General features: G+C 71.9%; 21 protein-coding genes and 1 tRNA gene. 15 read left to right on the forward strand and 7 right to left on the reverse strand.

Annotation, left to right across the window (positions count from 1 at the left end):
- Window positions 1–169 precede the first annotated feature (169 nt).
- Complete coding sequence (locus tag RT054_RS06280; RefSeq protein ID WP_312722502.1) at window positions 170–469, forward strand: DUF3039 domain-containing protein; 300 nt, start codon at window positions 170–172, stop codon at window positions 467–469.
- Window positions 470–544: 75 nt separating this feature from the next.
- Window positions 545–2,287 carry a DEAD/DEAH box helicase gene (locus RT054_RS06285; RefSeq protein ID WP_313022627.1) on the forward strand — a complete coding sequence of 581 codons (1,743 nt, stop codon included), beginning with the start codon at window positions 545–547 and terminating at the stop codon, window positions 2,285–2,287.
- 53 nt (window positions 2,288–2,340) lie between these two features.
- On the opposite strand, the gene RT054_RS06290 is transcribed toward RT054_RS06285, so the two are convergent.
- Window positions 2,341–3,870, reverse strand: a complete 1,530-nt coding sequence (locus RT054_RS06290) for an AI-2E family transporter (RefSeq protein ID WP_312722498.1) — start codon at window positions 3,868–3,870, stop codon at window positions 2,341–2,343.
- A gap of 195 nt (window positions 3,871–4,065) precedes the next feature.
- Between RT054_RS06290 and RT054_RS06295 the strand changes: the two genes are divergently transcribed.
- Both RT054_RS06295 and RT054_RS06300 read left to right on the forward strand, forming a co-directional pair.
- Entirely contained in the window at window positions 4,066–4,989 is a 924-nt protein-coding gene (locus RT054_RS06295) for an RDD family protein (RefSeq protein ID WP_312722496.1), read from the forward strand.
- 56 nt (window positions 4,990–5,045) lie between these two features.
- Complete coding sequence (locus RT054_RS06300) at window positions 5,046–6,293, forward strand: acetyl-CoA hydrolase/transferase C-terminal domain-containing protein (RefSeq protein ID WP_312722200.1); 1,248 nt, start codon at window positions 5,046–5,048, stop codon at window positions 6,291–6,293.
- Between the two features lie 27 nt (window positions 6,294–6,320).
- Here RT054_RS06300 and RT054_RS06305 read toward each other — a convergent pair whose 3' ends face one another.
- Window positions 6,321–6,965, reverse strand: a complete 645-nt coding sequence (locus RT054_RS06305) for an isochorismatase family protein (RefSeq protein ID WP_313022630.1) — start codon at window positions 6,963–6,965, stop codon at window positions 6,321–6,323.
- A gap of 26 nt (window positions 6,966–6,991) precedes the next feature.
- Window positions 6,992–8,320 (reverse strand): nicotinate phosphoribosyltransferase, encoded by a 1,329-nt coding sequence (locus tag RT054_RS06310; protein WP_312722198.1) that lies wholly within the window; start codon window positions 8,318–8,320, stop codon window positions 6,992–6,994.
- 11 nt (window positions 8,321–8,331) lie between these two features.
- Between RT054_RS06310 and clpS the strand changes: the two genes are divergently transcribed.
- The 10 genes from clpS to RT054_RS06360 all read left to right on the forward strand — a co-directional run bounded on the left by clpS (window position 8,332) and on the right by RT054_RS06360 (window position 16,353).
- Complete coding sequence (clpS, locus tag RT054_RS06315; RefSeq protein WP_396837221.1) at window positions 8,332–8,637, forward strand: ATP-dependent Clp protease adapter ClpS; 306 nt, start codon at window positions 8,332–8,334, stop codon at window positions 8,635–8,637.
- A gap of 1 nt (window position 8,638) precedes the next feature.
- Window positions 8,639–9,370 (forward strand): DUF2017 family protein, encoded by a 732-nt coding sequence (locus RT054_RS06320; RefSeq protein ID WP_312722197.1) that lies wholly within the window; start codon window positions 8,639–8,641, stop codon window positions 9,368–9,370.
- A 177-nt stretch (window positions 9,371–9,547) separates the two neighbouring features.
- Entirely contained in the window at window positions 9,548–10,447 is a 900-nt protein-coding gene (locus RT054_RS06325; RefSeq protein ID WP_312722195.1) for a basic amino acid ABC transporter substrate-binding protein, read from the forward strand.
- Between the two features lie 72 nt (window positions 10,448–10,519).
- The gene (locus RT054_RS06330) at window positions 10,520–11,413 is read left to right on the forward strand and encodes an amino acid ABC transporter permease (protein WP_313022631.1); all 894 of its coding nucleotides are present in this window, start codon (window positions 10,520–10,522) and stop codon (window positions 11,411–11,413) included.
- A 61-nt stretch (window positions 11,414–11,474) separates the two neighbouring features.
- Complete coding sequence (locus RT054_RS06335) at window positions 11,475–12,326, forward strand: amino acid ABC transporter ATP-binding protein (protein ID WP_313022650.1); 852 nt, start codon at window positions 11,475–11,477, stop codon at window positions 12,324–12,326.
- 108 nt (window positions 12,327–12,434) lie between these two features.
- Entirely contained in the window at window positions 12,435–13,244 is an 810-nt protein-coding gene (gene murI, locus RT054_RS06340; protein WP_312722191.1) for a glutamate racemase, read from the forward strand.
- Window positions 13,241–14,035, forward strand: a complete 795-nt coding sequence (locus tag RT054_RS06345) for an MBL fold metallo-hydrolase (RefSeq protein ID WP_312722190.1) — start codon at window positions 13,241–13,243, stop codon at window positions 14,033–14,035. Before murI ends, RT054_RS06345 begins: the two co-directional genes overlap by 4 nt.
- Before the next feature lie 121 nt (window positions 14,036–14,156).
- A complete protein-coding gene (gene rph / locus RT054_RS06350) occupies window positions 14,157–14,915 on the forward strand; it encodes a ribonuclease PH (protein WP_312722189.1) in 759 nt (252 codons plus the stop codon).
- Window positions 14,912–15,535: an RdgB/HAM1 family non-canonical purine NTP pyrophosphatase gene (gene rdgB, locus RT054_RS06355; RefSeq protein ID WP_312722188.1), complete on the forward strand. Its 624-nt coding sequence runs from the start codon at window positions 14,912–14,914 to the stop codon at window positions 15,533–15,535. Before rph ends, rdgB begins: the two co-directional genes overlap by 4 nt.
- Window positions 15,532–16,353: an alpha/beta hydrolase gene (locus tag RT054_RS06360; protein ID WP_313022632.1), complete on the forward strand. Its 822-nt coding sequence runs from the start codon at window positions 15,532–15,534 to the stop codon at window positions 16,351–16,353. Before rdgB ends, RT054_RS06360 begins: the two co-directional genes overlap by 4 nt.
- A gap of 136 nt (window positions 16,354–16,489) precedes the next feature.
- Here the strand turns inward: RT054_RS06360 and RT054_RS06365 are convergent, their stop codons facing one another.
- From RT054_RS06365 to bcp, 3 genes are all read right to left on the reverse strand, one after another.
- The gene (locus tag RT054_RS06365) at window positions 16,490–16,870 is read right to left on the reverse strand and encodes a hypothetical protein (protein WP_313022633.1); all 381 of its coding nucleotides are present in this window, start codon (window positions 16,868–16,870) and stop codon (window positions 16,490–16,492) included.
- Between the two features lie 239 nt (window positions 16,871–17,109).
- Window positions 17,110–17,192: transfer RNA gene (locus tag RT054_RS06370), tRNA-Leu, on the reverse strand.
- A 76-nt stretch (window positions 17,193–17,268) separates the two neighbouring features.
- A complete protein-coding gene (bcp, locus tag RT054_RS06375; RefSeq protein WP_313022635.1) occupies window positions 17,269–17,757 on the reverse strand; it encodes a thioredoxin-dependent thiol peroxidase in 489 nt (162 codons plus the stop codon).
- Between the two features lie 292 nt (window positions 17,758–18,049).
- Here bcp and RT054_RS06380 point away from each other — a divergent pair, with 292 nt between their 5' ends.
- Window positions 18,050–18,316: a DUF3618 domain-containing protein gene (locus tag RT054_RS06380; RefSeq protein ID WP_312722181.1), complete on the forward strand. Its 267-nt coding sequence runs from the start codon at window positions 18,050–18,052 to the stop codon at window positions 18,314–18,316.
- Window positions 18,317–18,458: 142 nt separating this feature from the next.
- Here the strand turns inward: RT054_RS06380 and RT054_RS06385 are convergent, their stop codons facing one another.
- Window positions 18,459–19,649: a glycine C-acetyltransferase gene (locus RT054_RS06385; protein ID WP_313022636.1), complete on the reverse strand. Its 1,191-nt coding sequence runs from the start codon at window positions 19,647–19,649 to the stop codon at window positions 18,459–18,461.
- Window positions 19,650–19,697: the final 48 nt, after the last annotated feature.

Raw genomic sequence — 19,697 nt, forward strand, 5'->3', positions numbered from 1 at the left:
GTGGACCTTCCCCCTGGTCTCCGGCTGTGCGCCTGCCCGCGGACCCGCGGCGTCGGCATCCCCCATTGTCGCCGCCCGGGCGGACGTCCGTCCAACCGACGCAGATGCAGCGGTGCGGTCGCTGCCCCGAGGCAGGAGGGGAGGACGTGCGGGCACCCGCCCCGGCATAATGTCCGCCATGACGTCCTACCCGGAACCGGAGCCGCTGACCACCCCGGGCACGAGCACGTCGGTGCTCGAACGCACCGAGCCCGAGGTCGACCACCAGACCGATTCGGGCGACCACGAACGCTTCGCGCACTACGTGCGCAAGGAGAAGATCGTCGAGTCCGCCGTCACGGGTGAGCCGGTCACGGCCCTGTGCGGCAAGATCTGGGTGCCGGGTCGCGACCCCAACCGGTTCCCCGTGTGCCCGATGTGCAAGGAGATCTACGAGGGCCTGCGTGCCCCCCAGGACGGCGGCGAGTAGCACCACCCGCCGCGACGCGCGGGCCGCCTCAGGTGTGAAGGGAGGTCGGGCGCGGGGGCTACAGTCGTCCCCGCCATGAGTACTTCTGCCGCCTCGCATCTGTCGCCCGCCTTCCCCGAACGAGCAGCCTGGGGAACGGCGGGCCGACTTCGTGCCTGGCAGGCCGAGGCGCTCGGCTCCTACCTGGAGCGTCAGCCGCGGGACTTCCTCGCGGTCGCGACCCCGGGCGCCGGAAAGACGACGTTCGCGCTGCGTGTGGCCGCGGAGCTGCTGCGACGGCGCATCGTCGACAAGATCACCGTGGTCGCGCCCACCGAACACCTCAAGACGCAGTGGGCCGACGCGGCGGCACGGGTCGGCATCCGGCTCGACCCCCGCTTCACCAACGCCGTCGGCGGCCACAGCCGCGACTTCGACGGGGTCGCCCTCACCTACGCCGGCGTCGCGTCCAAGCCGCTGCTGCACCGGGCCCGCACCGAGAACCACAAGACCCTCGTCATCCTCGACGAGATCCACCACGGCGGCGACAACCGGTCGTGGGGCGACGCCCTGCGTGAGGCGTTCGAACCCGCGACCCGGCGTCTGTCCCTCACGGGGACGCCGTTCCGCTCCGACACGAACCCGATCCCGTTCGTCACCTACGTCGCCGACGAGTCCGGCATCCGGCGCAGCGCCAGCGATTACACCTACGGCTACGGCGAGGCGCTGCGTGACGGCGTCGTGCGACCGGTGCTGTTCATGGCCTACGGCGGCGGAATGCGCTGGCGCACCCGTGCGGGCGACGAACTCGAGGCGCGACTGGGGCAGCCGCTGACCAAGGACATGATCAACCAGGCCTGGCGCACGGCGCTGGACCCCAAGGGGCAGTGGATCGGCTCGGTGCTCGTCGCCGCCGACAAGCGCCTCTCGGAGGTCCGTCGCCACGTCGAGGACGCGGGCGGGCTCGTCATCGCCTCCAACCAGACCCAGGCCCGTGCCTACGCCCGCCTCCTCCACGAGATCACCGGCGAGAAGCCGACGGTCGTGCTGTCGGACGACACGGGCGCGAGCGCGCGCATCGAGGAGTTCGCCGAGGGTGACGGCCGGTGGATGGTCGCGGTGCGGATGGTCTCCGAGGGCGTCGACGTGCCGCGGCTCGCGGTCGGGGTGTACGCGACGAACACCGCGACGCCGCTGTTCTTCGCGCAGGCCGTCGGCCGGTTCGTCCGCGCCCGCCGTCGCGGCGAGACCGCGTCGGTGTTCGTGCCCAGTGTCCCCACGCTGCTCGACCACGCGGCCCGCCTCGAGGACGAGCGCGACCACGCCCTCGACCGCCCGCGCTCGGCCCAGGACCCCGACTGGGTCGAGGAGGACCTGCTCGCCCAGGCCAACACCGAGGAGAAGGCGAGCGACGCCCTCGAGCAGATGAGTTTTGAGGCCATCGAGTCCGACGCCGAGTTCGACCACGTCCTCTTCGATGCGGAGCAGTTCGGGCTCGGGACGACGCCCGGTTCGGCCGAGGAGGAGGAGTACCTCGGGCTGCCCGGTCTGCTCGAGCCCGAGCAGGTCGCGCACGTGCTGCGCTCACGGCAGGCCGCGGCCAAGGGCGGGCCGGTGCAGGTCGGGCAGGAGCCCGCCGCCCACCGGGCGCTCGCGGCGACGCGCAAGGAACTCAACTCCCTCGTCGGCGCCTACGCCAAGAGGACGGGTGCCCCCCACGCCGTCGTCCACGCCGACCTGCGTCGCGCGTGCGGTGGCCCGGCGCTCGACACCGCGACCCATGAGCAGGTCAGCGCCCGCATCGACACGATCCGCCGGTGGTTCGTCGGGCGACGTTGACACGGTCGCGACCGACACGGTCGCGCTCGACGAGGCCCCCGCTCGGGGTCGCCTCACTCCGACGTGGGCATCCGCCCGACCGGGCTGTCCGCGGCCACGGGCCGGTCGTCGGCGGCCCCGGCGGCGGGCCCACCGGTTGCGGGTTCCTGATGCGCGGCCGCCTCGAGCGCGCGTCCTTGGGTCGCGGGCGGTGCGGTCGCGCGGGTCCCGGTCGTGGAGGCTGCGCCGTCGGGCGCCGTCGGGGCGCCCGTGGTCGCCGGGGCGTCGGAGTCGGGCGCCGTCCCCGCCTCGTCGGCGAGGGCGTCGGGCGGGTCGTCCGGACGAGGCGGTAACGGCTCTCGGCCCAGCTCGGGGAACGGGTCGTGCCCGGTGAGATACAGCGCGGTGGAGTTGACGAAGGCGAGCGCGGGGACCGCGAAGAGCGCCCCCGGGATGCCGTACAGGTAGGTGGCGCAGGCGACGGCGATGATGACGCCGAGGGGGTGGATGTCGACCGCCCGTCCCATGAGGAACGGCTGGAGGACGTGACCCTCGATCTGCTGCACGAGCAGCACGATGCCGAGCATGATCAGCGCCGTGGTGGGGCCGTGGGCGACGAACGCGATGAGGGTCGGCACGATGCCGGCGAAGGCGGTGCCGATGATCGGCACGAACGCGCTGATGAAGACGAGGACGAAGATCGGCAGGACGAGCGGCAGGTCGAGGAACCAGGCACCGAGGGCGATGCCGAACGCGTCGACGGCGGCGACGACGATCTGGGCGCGGGCGTAGGCGCCGAGGCTCACCCAGCCGCGTCGGCCGGCCTCGTGGACGCGGTCGCGGACGCCACCGGGCACGAACCGAACGGTGAACTGCCAGATGCGGCCGCCGTCGAGGAGGAAGAAGAAGGCGCTGACGAGGCAGATGAGCAGGCCGGCGACGATGTCGATGACCGCGACACCCGCGTTGAGGGCGCCGGTGGACCAGGAGGCGGCGTCGCGGCGGATGACCTCGGTGGCCTGCGCGAGGTACTCGTTGATCTGTCCGCCGGAGATGTGCAACGGCCCGGTGCGCAACCACTCGAGCACGGAGTCCACCCCCGCCTGCGCATTGGCCGCGAGTTCGGAGGCCCCCGTGGCGATCTCGCTGCCGGCGAGGGTGAGACCGGTGACGACGGCGGCGGTGGGGAGGATCACCGCGAGCAGCGCGGCGATGATCCGGTGGAGCCGGATGCGCCGCATCAACAGGTACAGCGGCTGGAGCAGGGCCGCGAGGAGGACGGCGATGGTCATGGGGATGACGACGGTCGAGACCGCTCCGAGGGCGTCCTGGAGGATCGACGCGGCCATCGCGACGACGATGACGACGAGGGCCCACGCGCCGAGGACGAGGATCGGGCGGGGGAGGAGGTCGGCGAGGGTGAGGCTGCCGAACGGCACGGCGGCGCCCGCACCCGCGGCCTCCACCCTCCTGTCGGGGTCCTCCGGAACGCCCCCGTCACGTCCGTACCGACGGGCGTGCTCGGAGGAGAGGCGTGCGCGGGCCGCGCTGAGCTGCGATCCCACGTCGGGAACGGTGATCCATCCCAGGCGATGAGCCGGCATGGGGGCCCTCCTTTCCGAGTGCGTCGACGATCAAGAGTGCACCCGTGCGGTGGGGCCGGGCACGTCGGACACGCGCTCGGCTCTCACCCCACCGTCGGTCGGTCCGCGTCCAGGTGCGGACCGTGACCCGCGCCCGCGGCGGGCCGCCATCCGGCCGGGTCGGCCGCGGCGTCGACGTTCTGGAAGACTGATGGCATGGACGATCGCCCCTCCGGTTGGTACGACGACCCCGACGACCCCAGCCACCTGCGGTACTGGGACGGGTCGTCGTGGACGGAGCGCACGCACTTCAAGGCGCCGATGCCGGCGCCGGCGCCGCCCAAACCCCCGGTGACCCGGTTGCGGCCGCGGCGTCAGGAGCCCGGTGAGGACGGCACGGACGGCGACGAAGCCCGTGGTGCTGCGGCGGCCGCCGACGGCCGTCCCGGCCACGCCGTCGACTCCCCGCAGCGGCGTGAGGCGGCCACCGACGGCCCCCACCTCGTGACCGCGACCGACAGCCCGCGGCCGTGGTCGCAGGAGCCCGTCTCCGCGCGCCGCGGCATGCGGGGATACCGCGGTGCGGGCGGTTCCGGAGGGGCGGACGCCGCCTCGCCCACGACCCAGGCGGCCTATTGGCGCCGTGCCGTGGCCTACCTGCTCGATCTGCTCGTCGTGAGCGCGGTCTTCTTCGCCCTGCTGCTCGTGCTGCTGCCGCTCATCCCCGAGGTCATGCAGCTGCAGGAGGCGTACGCCCGGTCGATCCTCGACGCCTACCAGCAGCAGCAACCGCTTCCGCAACCCTCCCCTGCCCTCACGCAGGTGAGCAGCGTCCTCACGCTGATCTTCGCCGGGCTGCTCGTGCTCTACGACACCGTCCTGCTCCGTACCGTCGGCGCCACGGTCGGCGGACTCGCCCTCGGCACCCGTGTGCGCGACGTGGACGGCGGGCGCGCCCCGGCCGGTCGACTCTTCGTCCGGTCGCTCGTCAAGTACTCGGCGTTCGTCCTGGGCTTCCGGCCCGAGATCGCCCTCATCGGTTACCTGCTCAACGTCGTGGACTTCCTGTGGCCGACGGCGACGCCGCGACGACTCGCCCTCCACGACATGTGGAGTCGCACACGTGTGATCCGTTCCTGACCCACGTCGGGCCCAACCTGGCCGTGTCCCGGTCGGGGATGGGGCACAGTGTCCACGTGACGATCAGCAGCGAAGCTCTTCAGTCCCTCCTCCGCCGCGCCCTCACCCGTACCGACACCCCGCGGGTCGTCGTGTCGGGTAACCACGCCATCCCGTGGACCGCGCTCGGCGACGTCGACGCCGCGTTCGACTCGTTCCGGCTCACGTGTCTCAACGCGCCCAAGGGGATCCCCGACCGCGAGGGCGTCATCTACGAGAGCGCATTCGTCGGCGCGGGGATGCGTCGTCACCCGCGACTCGCGTACTTCCCGGCACGACTGTCGCAGGTACCGCTGCTGCTGGGCCGCCACCTCGTGCCCGACGTCGTCGTCGTCCACACCTCGTTGCCCGTCGACGGCAAGGTGTCCCTCGGCTGTGAGGTCAACGTCCTCCCGGCCGCGATCGAGGCCTGCCGCGCCGCCGGCGGTCTGGTCGTCGCGCAGATGAACGCCAAGATGCCGTACACGTTCGGGGACGGTGAGTACGACCTCGACGACTTCGACGGGTGCATCGAGGTGGACGAGGACATCGCCGCCTCCGGCCCGACCGCGAAGCCCCAGGGGGCGCGGGCGGAGAGCGCGGCGATCATCGGGTCTCTCGTCGCCGACCGCATCGACGACGGCGCGACCCTGCAGCTCGGCATCGGCGAGATTCCCGACGCGACGTTGCGAGAGGTCAAGACCCGCCGCAACCTCGGCATCTGGAGCGAGATGATCTCCGACGGGATCCTCGACCTGCACCGAGCGGGTGCCCTCGACCCCGACCGCATGCTCACGTGCTCCTTCATGTTCGGGCAGGCCGACCTGTTCGAGTGGGCCCACCGCAACGAGGGCCTGCGCGTGCTGCGGACCGAGACGGTGAACGCCGTCACCCGCATCGCCGCCAACCCCGGCATGACGAGCATCAACACGGCCCTCGAGGTCGACCTGTTCGACCAGGCGAACGCCTCGCGGATCGACGCCCGGATCCACTCCGGGTTCGGCGGTCAGACCGACTTCACGGTCGGCGCGATCCACGCCCCCGGTGGTCAGGCGATCATGGCGCTGCGCTCCTGGCACCCGAAGGCCGACGTCTCCACGATCGTGCCGCTCATCGACGAGCCGGTCACCTCCTTCCAGCACTCGTGCGTCGTCACCGAGAACGGCGTCGCCGAGTTGTTCGGGCACGACGACGACGTCCAGGCCGCCCACCTCATCGAGCAGGCCGCCCACCCGTCGGTCCGCGAGGAGCTGTGGGAGGAAGCGCGATCCCTCGGTCTCGCCTGAGGGGCCGGTGCGGAGGGTCCCGGTCGGTCAGCTCGCTCGCGGGTTGCCGACGAGTTCGACCCCGGCCTCGCGCATCGTCGCGAGGGCCCGGGTCGTCGTCTGCGGGGAGACGCCGGCGGTGAGGTCGAGCAGCACGCGGGTGCCGAACCCCTGCGCAACCGCGTCGAGGGCGGTCGCGCGCACGCAGTGGTCCGTCGCGATGCCGACGACGTCGACGGAGGTGATGCCGGCCTCGCGCAGCCAGTCACCGAGGAGGATCGCGTCCTCGGTGGAGACGCGCGGACGCCCCTCGCGTCCCACGTCGGCGCCCGTCCCCTCGCCGCCGTCGGTCGTCGTGCCTTCGAATCCGCTGTAGGCGGCGGAGAACTGGCCCTTGTGGAACACCGCGTCCACACCCCGCAACGCCTCGGCGACCTCGGGGTGGAACGCCCATCCCCGAGTGTCGACACGGCAGTGCGGCGGCCAGGAGTCCACGAAGTCGGGCTCGTCGGAGAAGTGACCACCCGGATCGACGTGCCAGTCCGCCGCCGCGACGACCGCGTCGTATTCGCGGCGGTGCGTCTCCAGGTGCCGGGTGATGTCGGCCGCGACGGCGGACCCGCCGTCGACCCCGAGGGACCCGCCCTCGCAGAAGTCGTTCTGGACGTCGACGACGATCAGGGCGTGGGACATGGGGTCTCCTTTCGAGAGACGCGGGCTCAGCGGCGGGCGAACAGGGTGGGGTCGGGGTGCTCGTCGACGAACACCGTGGGGATGACGGGCTCGCCCTTGGAGAGGCGCGTGGCACGGCGGGGGAGTTGGGCGAGGCGCTCGCGGTGCCGGTCCCGGGCGGCGTCGACGGGTTCGATCCCGACGATCGCGCCGTCCTGGACGAGGGGGACGAGGAGGTCGAGGTCCTCGGCCGCGCCGGGCACCTCACCGATGCCGATGAGCTCGCCCCGGGCGATGCCGTTCTCGTCGATGGCGCGGCGGGCGTACTTGCGGCCGCCGATCGAGGCCTTGTCCTTGCTCGCCTTGGCGACGTCGATGAGGGTGCCGGAGTCGTCGGCGCGGGAGACGAGCTTGTACACGAGGCCCGCGGTGGGGGCGCCCGAGCCGGTGACGAGGGAGGTGCCCACGCCGTACCCGTCGACGGGCGCGGCGGCGAGGGCGGCGATGGCGTACTCGTCGAGGTCGGAGGTGACGACGATGCGGGTGCTCGTCGCGCCGAGCGCGTCGAGCTGGGCACGTACCTCATGGGCCTGCGCGACGAGGTCGCCGGAGTCGAGCCGCACCGCGCCGAGATTCGTGCCGGCGATGGTGACGGCGCGTTCGACGGCGTCGGCGACGTCGTAGGTGTCGACGAGCAGCGTGGTCTCGCGGCCGAGGCTCTCGACCTGCGCACGGAACGCGTCCTCCTCGCTGTCGTGCAGGAGGGTGAAGGAGTGCGCACTCGTGCCGGCGGTGGGGATGCCGTAGCGGCGTCCGGCCTCGAGATTGCTCGTCGTCGCGAACCCGGCGAGGTAGGCCGCGCGGGCCGAGGCCACGGCGGACCACTCGTGGGTGCGCCGGGATCCCATCTCGATGCACGGGCGGCCACCGGCGGCCGAGGTCATGCGAGAGGCCGCGCTCGCGACCGCGCAGTCGTGGTTGAAGATCGAGAGCGCGAGGGTCTCGAGGATGACGGACTCGATGAACGTGCCCTCGACGATGAGGAGCGGGGAGCCCGGGAAGTACACGTCGCCCTCGGCGTAACCCCAGATCGATCCCCCGAACCGGTACTCGCGCAGGTAGTCCAGCGTCGCGTCGTCGACGACCCGGTGCTGCGCGAGGTGGTCGATCTCCTCCGGGCCGAACGTGAAGTCGGCGAGGGCCTCGAGGAACCGGCCGGTGCCGGCGACGACGCCGTACCGGCGTCCCTCGGGAAGTCGTCGGCCGAACATCTCGAAGATGCTCCGGCGGGAGGCGGTGCCCGCATGCAGCGCGGACCGCGCCATGGTGAGCTCGTAGTGGTCGGTCAGCAGCGCGGTACTCACGAGGGGCAGCATATGGTGAAGGGGTGTCGATCAGCCCTGCCGAGCCGGATGTGCGCGAGGACGAACTCCTCGACTCCGACCTCGCCGACCTCACCGACCCGGGGTGGATCACGCTCGTCTGGAACGACCCGGTCAACCTCATGTCGTACGTGACGTACGTGTTCCAGAGCTACTTCGGCTACTCCCGCGAGAAGGCCGAGATCCTCATGCTCGACGTCCACCACAAGGGTCGCGCCGTCGTCGCCCACGGGCCGCGCGAACAGATGGAGCGTCACGTCGCCGCCCTCCACGAGTACGGCCTGTGGGCCACGTTCCAGAAGGACGAGTGAGATGGCCGGGTTCCGACGCACGCGCAGGGGACTCGTGGGGTCGTTCTCCGAGCCCGAGCGCGACCTGTTGCTCCACCTCCTCGAGCAGACGGCCGGGATGCTCGAGTCGGCCGGGGGGAAGGTGCAGCCGTCGCCGACGGATGTGTCGGCGGGTCGCGCCGGGCCGGTCGGGGACGCGGGCGGCGTCGACGCCGACGCCGACTCCTTCGAGGCCATCATGCGCGGCGCGGGCTTCGCGCCCGGGTTCGGCAGTGACGTCGGAGGGGAGGGTGTCGTCGGTCACGCCGGGAACCTCGGTGATCTCGACGACGTCGACGCCTGGGCCCGGTCGGCTCCCGGCCCCGGGCGACCGGAGGATCCGGCCGTGCGCCGGCTCCTCCCCGACGGCCACCACGACGATCCCGAGCTCGCCGCCGAGTTCCGTCGCCTCACCGGCGACGCCGTCCGCGACCGTAAGCTCGGCCACCTGCATCGGGCTATCGAGCTGGTGTCCGAGACCCACGGCACGACGCTCCGACCCACCGATGACCAGGCCCGGAGCCTTCTCATCGCCCTCACGGACATCCGTCTCGTCCTCGCCGAGCGACTCGAGCTGCACACCGACGAGGCCGCCGAGTCCCTGTCGGATCGCCTCGGCGACATGGACCCCGAGGACCCCCGGTTCCCCCTCGCTCTCGCCTACGAGTTCCTCACCTGGGTGCAGGAGACCCTGGCCACGGCCCTGTCGCCGTGAGGCCCGGCAGGCGCGTGTCGCCTCGGCCTCGGGGGAGGCCGTTGGGCGCCGGGGCGGGACCGCTGCCCGATCGACACGCGCGCGTGTGTCGCGGCGGTGTGCGGCGTCGTGTGTGAATGTGTCCTCACACACCGCCCGCCACGGATGCGGGACGGCCGTACGACAGGAGCTCCGACCGTGCCTCGATCCTTTCTCTCCGCCCGCCGCTCCCTCGCGGTGGTCGCCGTCGCCGCCCTCGCCCTCGCCGGTTGCGGCAACGACTCGGGTGACACCGGTTCCCCGGGTGCGGCCTCGACGGACGCCGGTGGCGTCACGCTCGTTAAGCCGGGCGCGCTGACGGTCTGCACGCACCTCGCCTACAAGCCGTTCCAGTTCCCCGACGCCTCCGGCAAGATCGTCGGTTTCGACGTCGACATGATGGACATGGTCGCCAAGGACATGGGCCTCACCCAGGAGATCGTCGACGTGCCGTTCGACCAGGTCTGGTCGGGGGCTGCGATGCAGGCCGGTCGCTGCGACGTCGGTGCCGCGGGCATGACGATCACGCCGGAGCGCGCCAACGCCGTGCTGTTCTCGCAGCCGTACTTCGACGCCGAGCAGGCTCTGCTCACCAAGCAGGGGTCCGGCATCACGAACCTCGCCCAGATGAAGGGCAAGAAGCTCGGGGTGCAGACCGACACGACGGGGCAGAAGTACGCGGAGGACAACGCGGCCGCCAACGGCTACACCGTCGTCACGTTCGAAGACCTGCCCACGAGCGTCAACGCCGTGAAGTCGGGCAACGTCGACGCCGCGATCAACGACAACGGCGTGCTCTACGACTTCGCCAAGGACAACCCCGACACCGAGGTCGTCACCGAGTTCCACACCGGCGAGCAGTACGGCATCGCCGCGCGCAAGGACGACCCCAACGGACAGAAGCTCATCGACGAGGTCAACAAGGTCCTCGAGGCGTCCAAGACCGACGGCCGCTACAAGGAGACGTACAAGAAGTGGTTCGGCGCTGAGCCCCAGGTCGCCGGCGACACGGGTGGCGCCACGGGTGCCCCCACCGACGCGCCCACCACCGCAGGCTGATTCCCCTCCACACCCCCACGTGGCGCCGTCCGTGACCCGGGCGGCGCCACGTCGACAGTTCCGGGAGCTTCCGTGTCCTCCACCCCCTCGCGACCACCGACCCCCGCCACCCCCGGCGTGAGCACGCACGGCGGCGCCGCCCCTTCGAGCCGCGACACCGGCCGCCGTGTCGCCCGCCGCGGATCGCCCCGTGTGCGGGCCAGGCGTGTCCGGTTCGTGCAGTACGCGGTGCTCGCCGCGTTCGCCGTCCTGGCGATCGTCGTCGCGGACTGGCGGCAGATCGTCAGCGTCTTCCTCCGACCCGACCTCATCCTCGTCACGATCGAGCAGGCGCTGGTGGGGGCGTTCGCCAACACCCTGGCCTACGCGGCCGGGGCGTTCGTGTTCGGCCTGGTGCTGGGGACGATCCTCGCCCTCATGCGCCTCTCCCAGGTGGCGCCCTACCGCGTGCTCGCCTCGGTGTACATCGAGTTCTTCCGCGGCGTCCCGGCGCTCATCGTGTTCCTCGCGTTCGGCCTCATGCCGCTCGCCTTCCCCGGGATGCGCATCCCCTTCGGCACCTACGGCACCGTGTGGGTGGCGCTCGGCCTCGTGAGCGGCGCCTACATGGCCGAGACGATCCGCGCCGGCATCCAGGCCGTGCCCAAGGGGCAGGTCGAGGCCGCTCGCTCGCTCGGCATGTCCTCCGGGCAGGCGCTGCGCAAGATCGTGCTGCCGCAGGCGTTCCGCATCATCCTCCCGCCACTCACCAACGAGTTCATCCTCGTCACCAAGGACAGCTCGCTCGTCTACGTCATCGGGCTCTCCCGCGGCGCCTACGAACTGACGAAGTACGGTCGCGACCTCGCGAACGCGAACGCCAACCTCACCCCGCTCGTCGTCGCGGGGTTCACGTACCTGCTCATCACCCTGCCGCTCGCCTGGGCCGTCCGCCGGCTCGAGGCCCGCAACGCGAGAGGACGCTGACGTGTCGACCCCCGCACACCCCACCGCCGGATCCGCCGGCACCCCCGAGGCGCCCGGCGCCGTGCCCCCACCGTCGCCACACGACGTCGTCGCGATCCGCGACCTGCACAAGTCGTTCGGCGACGTCGAGGTGCTCAAGGGCATCGACCTCACGATCAGGCGCGGCGAGGTCGTCTGCGTCATCGGCCCGTCCGGCTCCGGCAAGTCCACGCTGTTGCGGTGCGTCAATCTCCTCGAGCAGCCGACCCGCGGGTCGGTGTTCATCGAGGGGGAGGACGTCACCGACCCCGACTGCGACATCGACGAGGTGCGCAGCCGTCTCGGCATGGTGTTCCAGCAGTTCAACCTCTTCCCGCACCTCACCGCGCTCGGGAACTGCATGCTCGCCCAGACCAACGTGCTGCGCCGGTCCAAGTCCGAGGCGCGCGAGATCGGGCAGCGCAACCTCGACCGCGTGGGCCTCGGGGATCGCGGCGACGCCCACCCCGCGCAGCTCTCCGGCGGCCAGCAGCAGCGCGTCGCCATCGCCCGGGCCCTGTCCATGGACCCCGACCTCATGCTCTTCGACGAGCCGACCTCCGCGCTCGACCCCGAGCTCGTCGGCGACGTGCTCTCGGTCATGCGGCTGCTCGCCAAGGAGGGGATGACGATGATGGTCGTCACCCACGAGATGGCCTTTGCCCGCGACGTCGCCGACCGCGTGATCTTCATGGACGCGGGGGTCATCGTGGAGGAGGGCGACCCCGCTCAGGTCATCGGCGATCCCAAGGAGGAGCGCACCCGCACCTTCCTCCAGCGGGTCCTCGATCCCACCCATGTCGACCCCGGTGCGGAGGACCGCGAGCACGCCGAGCGCCACCGCACGAACACCTCTGGGGTCTCGCCCGTGGGTCTCGACCCCACCCGGCCCTGAGACCCGGGTCCTCCGCGCGAGGCGGTGCGGGTGGGCACCCGGTGTGACGACGCACGTCACGTCGGACGGGTGTGCGGGCGCCGACGGGCCGGGCCCTATCCTGCAGGCGTGCAGCAGGACGCGCCGATCGGCATCTTCGACTCCGGCTACGGGGGCCTCACCGTGGCTCGCGCCGTGCTGGACCAGCTCCCCGACGAACGTGTCGCCTATCTCGGCGACACGGCCCGGGCGCCGTACGGGCCCCGGCCCATCGCCGAGACGCGTCGGTTCGCCCTCGAGTGTCTCGACTCGCTCGTCGAGAGCGGCGTCAAGGCGCTCGTCATCGCGTGCAACACCGCGAGCGCGGCGATGCTCCACGACGCCCGGGAGCGCTACGACGTGCCGGTCGTCGAGGTCATCCGCCCCGCGGTGCGGCGGGCGGCGGCGGCGACCCGCAACGACGTCGTCGGTGTCATCTCCACCGCCGGTACCCACCGCAGCCGCGCGTACGTCGACGCCTTCGCCGCGGCCCCCCAGATCCGAGTCGTGTCCCAACCGTGCCCGCGGTTCGTCGAGTTCGTCGAGGCCGGGGTGACGGGCGGGGAGGAGCTCCTCTCCGTGGCCCGCGGGTACCTCGAGCCGGTCGCCGCGGCCGGGGTCGACACCCTCATCCTCGGATGCACGCACTACCCCCTGCTCACCGGCGTCATCAGTTACGTGATGGGCGACCTCGTCACCCTCGTCTCGAGCGCGGAGGAGACGGCCAAGGACGTCTATCGCGTGCTCGCCGACGCCGAGGCCCTCCGACCGCAGGGCTCCCCGCCACCGGAGCACCGGTTCCGCACCACCGGTGACCCCGCCGAGTTCGCGCGGCTCGCCCGTCGGTTCCTCGGACCCGAGATCGGCCACCTCAACCTCGCCCAGGGGGTGCCCGCGTGAAGCTCCACGTCGTCGGCTGTTCCGGCTCCATGCCCGGCCCCGCCTCACCGGCCTCCTGCTACCTCGTCGAGGCCGAGCACGAGGGCCGGTCGTGGACGGTCGCGCTCGACCTCGGCAACGGTTCGACCGGCCCCATGCGGCACTTCCTCGACCCCATCGATCTCGACGCCGTCGTGCTCAGCCACCTGCACCCCGATCACTGCCTCGACGCCTGCAGCCTCTACGTCGCGTTGAAGTACACCCCGGGGCGTCACCGCGGGACGCGGATGCCGCTGTTCGCCCCCGCCGGTGCGCACGATCGCCTCGCCCGCGCCTACGGCGTGGAGGCGGCCGAGCCCCTCGACGAGCGCTACGAGTTCGGGGAGTTCGAGGCGCGGGTCGCCTTCACCGTCGGGCCGTTCACGATCACCCCGATCCCGGTGTTCCATCCCGTCGAGGCCTACGGGCTGCGGGTCGAGACCGGGGACGCGGTGCTCGCCTACACCGGCGACACCGACATCTGCCCGCAGCTGTCCGAACTCATGGCGGGGGCCGACCTCGTCCTCGCCGACTCGGCCTACGTGGACGGGCGCGACGACGGCGAGGGAGTCCACATGAGCGGGTCCAAGGCCGCCCGCGCCGCCCTGGAGGCCGGGGGAGTGCGGCGGCTCATGCTCACCCACATCCCCGCGTGGAACGACCGTGAGGTCTGCCGGGCCCAGGCCGCGCAGGTGTGGTGCGGGCAGGGCCGTGAGGTCGAGCTCGCCGACCCGCTCGCGACGTACGAGGTCGGCGGCGCGCCGCGGGAGTGACGGCCGGCCGTGCTGTCCTCGTTCGGTGTGACGGTGTGACGGTGTGACGGTGTCGCGACCGGCGGTCGGCGAGGGCGGTCATCACGAAGGGTCGTCGGCGTCCGCCCGTAGGCTTGCGGCCATGAGCGATTCCACCCCCCGCCATGACGGACGCGCCCTCGATCAGCTTCGTGACGTCCGGATCACCCGCAACTGGCTCGACCACGCCGAGGGCAGTGTCCTCGTCGAGTTCGGCCGCACCCGCGTGCTGTGTGCGGCGTCGTTCAGCCCCGGGGTGCCGAGGTGGCGCAAGGGCAGCGGGCTGGGGTGGGTCACGGCCGAGTACGCGATGCTGCCGCGATCGACGAACACGCGCAGCGACCGCGAGAGCGTCAAGGGCAAGATCGGCGGCCGCACCCACGAGATCTCCCGGCTCGTCGGGCGGAGCCTGCGGTCGGTGGTCGACATGGGGCAGCTCGGCGAGAACTCCGTCGTCCTCGACTGCGACGTGCTGCAGGCCGACGGCGGCACCCGCACTGCGGCGATCACCGGCGCCTACGTCGCGCTCGTCGATGCCATCGCGACCGGCCGCGCGAACGGCGACATCGCCGCGAAGGCCCAGCCGCTCACCGGCTCGGTCGCGGCGGTGAGCGTGGGGGTCGTCAAGGGGCGTCCGGTCCTCGACCTCGACTACGTCGAGGACGTCGACGCCGAGACCGACATGAACGTCGTCATGACCGGCGACGGACGTTTCGTCGAGGTCCAGGGCACGGCGGAGGGGGAGCCCTTCGACCGCGCCCTGCTCGACGGCCTTCTCGATCTCGCGGTCGGCGGCTGCGCCGAGCTCACGGGCCTGCAGCAGGCCGCGCTCGACGGCCCGGCCCGCGAGGTCCGGCGGTGACCGGGCAGCTCGTCCTCGCCACCCGGAACGCCGGCAAGGTCGGGGAGCTGCGGGGCATCCTCGCCGACGTCCTCGCCCGCACCGACACCGAGCTCGTCGGGATGGATGCCTTCCCCGACGTGCCCGACGTCGTCGAGTCCGGGGTGACGTTCGAGGAGAACGCGCTGCTCAAGGCCACGTTCGCGGCGAACGCCACCGGCCTGCCCGCCCTCGCGGACGACTCGGGGCTCGCGGTCGAGGTGCTCGGGGGAGCGCCGGGGGTGTTCAGTGCGCGGTGGTCCGGGCGACACGGCGACGACGAGGCCAACCTCCGCCTCCTGCTCGCGCAGATCGCCGACGTGCCCGACGAGCACCGCGCCGCCGCGTTCGTGTGCTGCGCTGCGCTCGCGTTGCCGGGTGGGCGCACGGTCACCCGCCATGGGCGGTTCGAGGGCGTGATCGTGCGAGAGCCGCGGGGGACGAACGGGTTCGGGTACGACCCGATCCTCCAGGTCGGCGGTGACACCCGTACGAGCGCCGAGCTCCCGCCCGCCGAGAAGAACGCGATCTCCCACCGGGCCAAGGCGTTCGCTGCTCTCGCCGAGGTGCTGCCCGAGTATCTGGGGGCATCGGGCACATGAGCGAGCACGCCCAACCGATCGTCCTCACGCGCGCCGGGTGCCCGGTACACGCCTGGCTCTCCGGCCCGCCCGTCGGCCCGTTGGTCGTGCTCCTGCACGGGGCGACGATGAACCACGGGATGTTCGACGCACAGGTCCCCGCCCTGGTGAGCGCGGGATACCGTGTCCTCGCGGTCGACCAGCGCGGGCACGGGCGATCCCGGCCGATCGGGCAGGTGCCGTTCTCCGTGCCCGACCTCGCCGAGGACACGGTGGCGTTGGCCGAGGCCGTCGGCCACACCCGGTTCAGCGTCGTCGGCCAGTCGATGGGCGGGCTCGTCGGCCAGGACCTGCTGCTGCGCCACCCCGAGCGGGTCGTCTCCCTCGTCGTCATCGGGGCCTCGTGCGCCACGGCCCGACTCACGCGGTGGGAGCGGTGGGGGCTGGGCTCCTCGACGGTGGTGCTACGGCTCTGGCCGATGCGTCACCTGGCCCGGGTGACGGCGCGCTCCATCGCGCTCACCGCCCCGGCTCAGCGGTTCGTGCAGGAGGCGATCGCCTCGTTGAGCAAGCGGGACTTCCTCACGATCTGGCGGGCGGTCGCGCATTCGATGCGGGAGGTGCCCGGCTACCACGTGCGTCACCCGCTCATGCTGCTGTGCGGTGAGGCCGATCGGTCCGGCAACGTCGCGGTCTCGATGCGGGCCTGGGCCGCCCGCGATCCGCACGCCGACTACCGCGTCGTCCCCGACGCCGCCCACAACGCCAATCAGGACGCGCCCGAGGTGGTCAACGCCGCGATCCTCGAGTTCCTCGGCCGGTCCGACCCGGCCCGCTGACGGTCCCACCGGCGGGGCCTCGGCCGCGTCCTCGGGGTCTCTAGGGCTTGGCACCTCGATGGCTTGGCACCTCGATGGCTTGGCACCTCTATGGCTTGGCACCTCTATGGCTTGGCACCCCTACGGCTTGGCACCCCTACGGCTTGGCGCCGAAGGGCAACTGGGTCCAGGTGAGTGTGGTGGCGGGGTCGCCGGGCTCGGTGACGAGGTCGGCGACGACGTCGGCGTACCAGGCGACGCTGTCGAACGCGTCCTCCCCGACCGATCTCAGGGCCAGGCCCATCCCGCTCGGACCGTCCTCGACGATCTCCATCGTCGCGCCGCCGTGGTAGTGGCGGCCGCGCTCACGGGGGAGTTCGCTCTCCGGGAGGGAGGCGACCCACTCCCGCACGGCAGTCGTCGCGGCCTCGCCCTGGATGACGCCGAGCAGGGTGATCTCGGTCTCGTCGGTCCACCCGGGCTCGTGGCCCCATCCGTAGTCGAGTGCGTAGCGGTCGATCCCCGGGGTGGCGTTCATGTCGGCATCATCGCCCCCACCCTGGGCGCTCGCTGCGTGCACCCGTGCCTGGCTCGACCCGTGATGGAACGAGGACGTGGTGCCCGCTCAGACCGGAGGGCAGCGTCGACACCGGAGGGGATGGGCTCCGGTGTGAGGGTTGGGCTCCGGTGTGAGATCAGGTGTGGGACGCGGTGATCTCGTGACATGCGCCTTCCCCGCCGGACCGCCCGGTCGTGACGCGTCGACGCCTCGCTCGGTGCGGGAGAAGGGACTCGAACCCTCACGCCCTGGGGGCACAGGAACCTAAATCCTGCGTGTCTGCCAGTTTCACCACTCCCGCGTCGGGGGAAGGCTATCGGCCCGCCACCCCCGGCGCCGAAACGTGACGGCGCCGGGCCGGCGGGGGTGCGCACCTCTCAGGACGCCTCGGGGGCCGGCAGGTCGACGCCGAGGGCCTTGGCGAGCGAGGCGACGTGGCCCTTGGCGCGCACGTTGTACCGGGCGAGGGCGACACGTCCGTCCTCGTCGATGACGAAGGTCGACCGGATGACGCCGACGGTCTTCTTGCCGTACATCGTCTTCTCCCCGTAGGCCCCGTAGGCCGTGAGCACCGCCTTGTCGGGGTCGGACAGCAGCGGGAAGGTGAGGTGGTCGCGGTTGACGAAGCGCGCGAGCTTCTCGGGGGAGTCGGGGGAGAGGCCGTAGACGGCGTACCCGGCGGCGGTGAACGGGTCCTGGGCATCCCGGAAGTCGCACGCCTGGGTGGTGCACCCCGGGGTCATCGCAGCGGGGTAGGCGTAGAGCACGACCTTGCGTCCGCGCAGGTCCGAGAGCGACACCTGCTCCCCGGTGTCGGACGTGAGGGTGAAGTCGGGGGCGGCGTCGCCCTCGGCGAGACGGGTCATGGGTTCCTCCTGGTCTGGCGGGACGTGGGGTGCTGCTGGTGGGGGTGTCGGTGACCGGGCGTCGGCGGTCGCGGGGGAGGGGCGGCACGCCCGCGGTGCGGGCTCCGCTCCGCCCGAGGCCTCGACGAGCCGGAGGCGTCGAGCACGGGTGCGAGATGCGCCACCGCACGACGCGCCGCGCCGCATGAGCGCGCCGCTCGGGGGTAGGTTATCGTCGCCGGGAAGACGTAGGCCGCAGCACCGGACCGCCGAGGCTCTCCGGTGCACACCCACCACACCGAAGGAGCCGGGGATGAGCCCCAAGGAGAACCGGTCGCTCGACGAGATCGAGAAGGACATCGCGCGCAACCGGGACGACCTGGCCGCGACGATCGACGAGCTCGCCTACCGCGTGAAGCCGGCCAACGTCGCCAAGCGCCAGGTCGAGGAGGCCAAGGGCTTCGTCGACCGCACGACGCGCACCCCCGAGGGCGGTCTCCGCCTGGAGGTCGTCGGCCCGGCCGTCGGCGCGGTCGTGCTGCTCGTCGCCCTCGCGATCTACAACCGCACCCGTCGCTGACCGGACGCGCACGCCGCGCGCCCACGACGCCTCGAGCGAACCGAACGGGCGGGTCCCCACCAGGTGAGGACCCGCCCGTTCGGTGTGCCGTGTGCCCGCACGGCGTGTCACCGTGCATGGGCGGTGGGCACGGGACCCGCGGTCACCCGACCGCTTCCCGCGCGTCGATGAACGCCTGGACGCAGGTGCGCACGTCGTCCTCGCTGTGTGCGGCGGAGAGCTGTACGCGGATCCGGGCCTTACCCGTCGGCACGACGGGGTAGGAGAAGGCGATGACGTACACGCCGCGGGAGAGCATCTCGTCGGCGATCTGCGTGGCCTGACGGGCACCGTCCTCGCCGGGGAACATCACCGGGGTGATCGGGTGCGAACCGGGGAGCAGATCGAAGCCGGCCTCCGTCATCAGCTCGCGGATCAGGCGGGAGTTGCGCTCGAGCGCGGCTCGCTTGTCGTCGCCCGCGAGCGCCAGCTCGATGGCCTTGAGCGATCCGGCGGCGACCGTGGGGGCCACGGCGTTCGAGAACAGGTAGGGCCGTGAGCGCTGTCGCAGGAGGGCGACGACGTCCTCGCTGCCCGCGACGTACCCGCCGGAAGCTCCGCCGAGTGCCTTGCCGAGAGTCCCGGTGACGAGGTCGACGCGGTCGAGGACACCGCATCGCTCGTGGGTGCCACGGCCGTGCTCGCCGACGAACCCGACGGCGTGGGAATCGTCGACGAGGACGAGCGCGCCGTACTCCTCCGCGAGATCGCAGATCTCGGCGAGCGGAGCGTAGTACCCGTCCATCGAGAACACGCCGTCGGTGACGACGACCTTGCGGCGAGACCCCGCCTCGGTCGCGGCCTCGAGCTGGGCGCGCAGGTCCGTCATGTCGGCGTTCTTGTACCGGTATCGCCTCGCCTTGGAGAGCCGGACGCCGTCGATGATCGAGGCGTGGTTGAGCTCGTCGGAGATGATCGCGTCGTCGGCGCCGAACAGCACCTCGAACACGCCGCCGTTGGCGTCGAAGCAGCTCGAGTAAAGGATCGCGTCCTGCATGCCGACGAGTTCGGCGATCTTGGCCTCGAGCCGCTTGTGGAGTTCCTGCGTCCCACAGATGAACCGGACGCTCGCCATGCCGAAACCCCACTCGTCGAGCGCGGCTCGCGCGGCGGCGACGACCTCGGGGTCGTCGGCGAGGCCGAGGTAGTTGTTGGCGCAGAAGTTGAGCGCCTCGCCGGCGGTCGTGCGGACGTGCGCGGACTGCGGGGAGAGCAGCTCGCGCTCGTTCTTGTAGAGGCCCGCGTCGCGGATCTCGGCGAGGGTGGCGGCGATCGAGCCGTCGAAGTCGGTCATCGGATCTCCTGATCGGGGGTGCGGGTGCGGGGTGCGGGGTGCGGGGGT

Source organism: Mobilicoccus sp., from assembly GCF_032060985.1.
GTDB lineage: Bacteria > Actinomycetota > Actinomycetes > Actinomycetales > Dermatophilaceae > Mobilicoccus.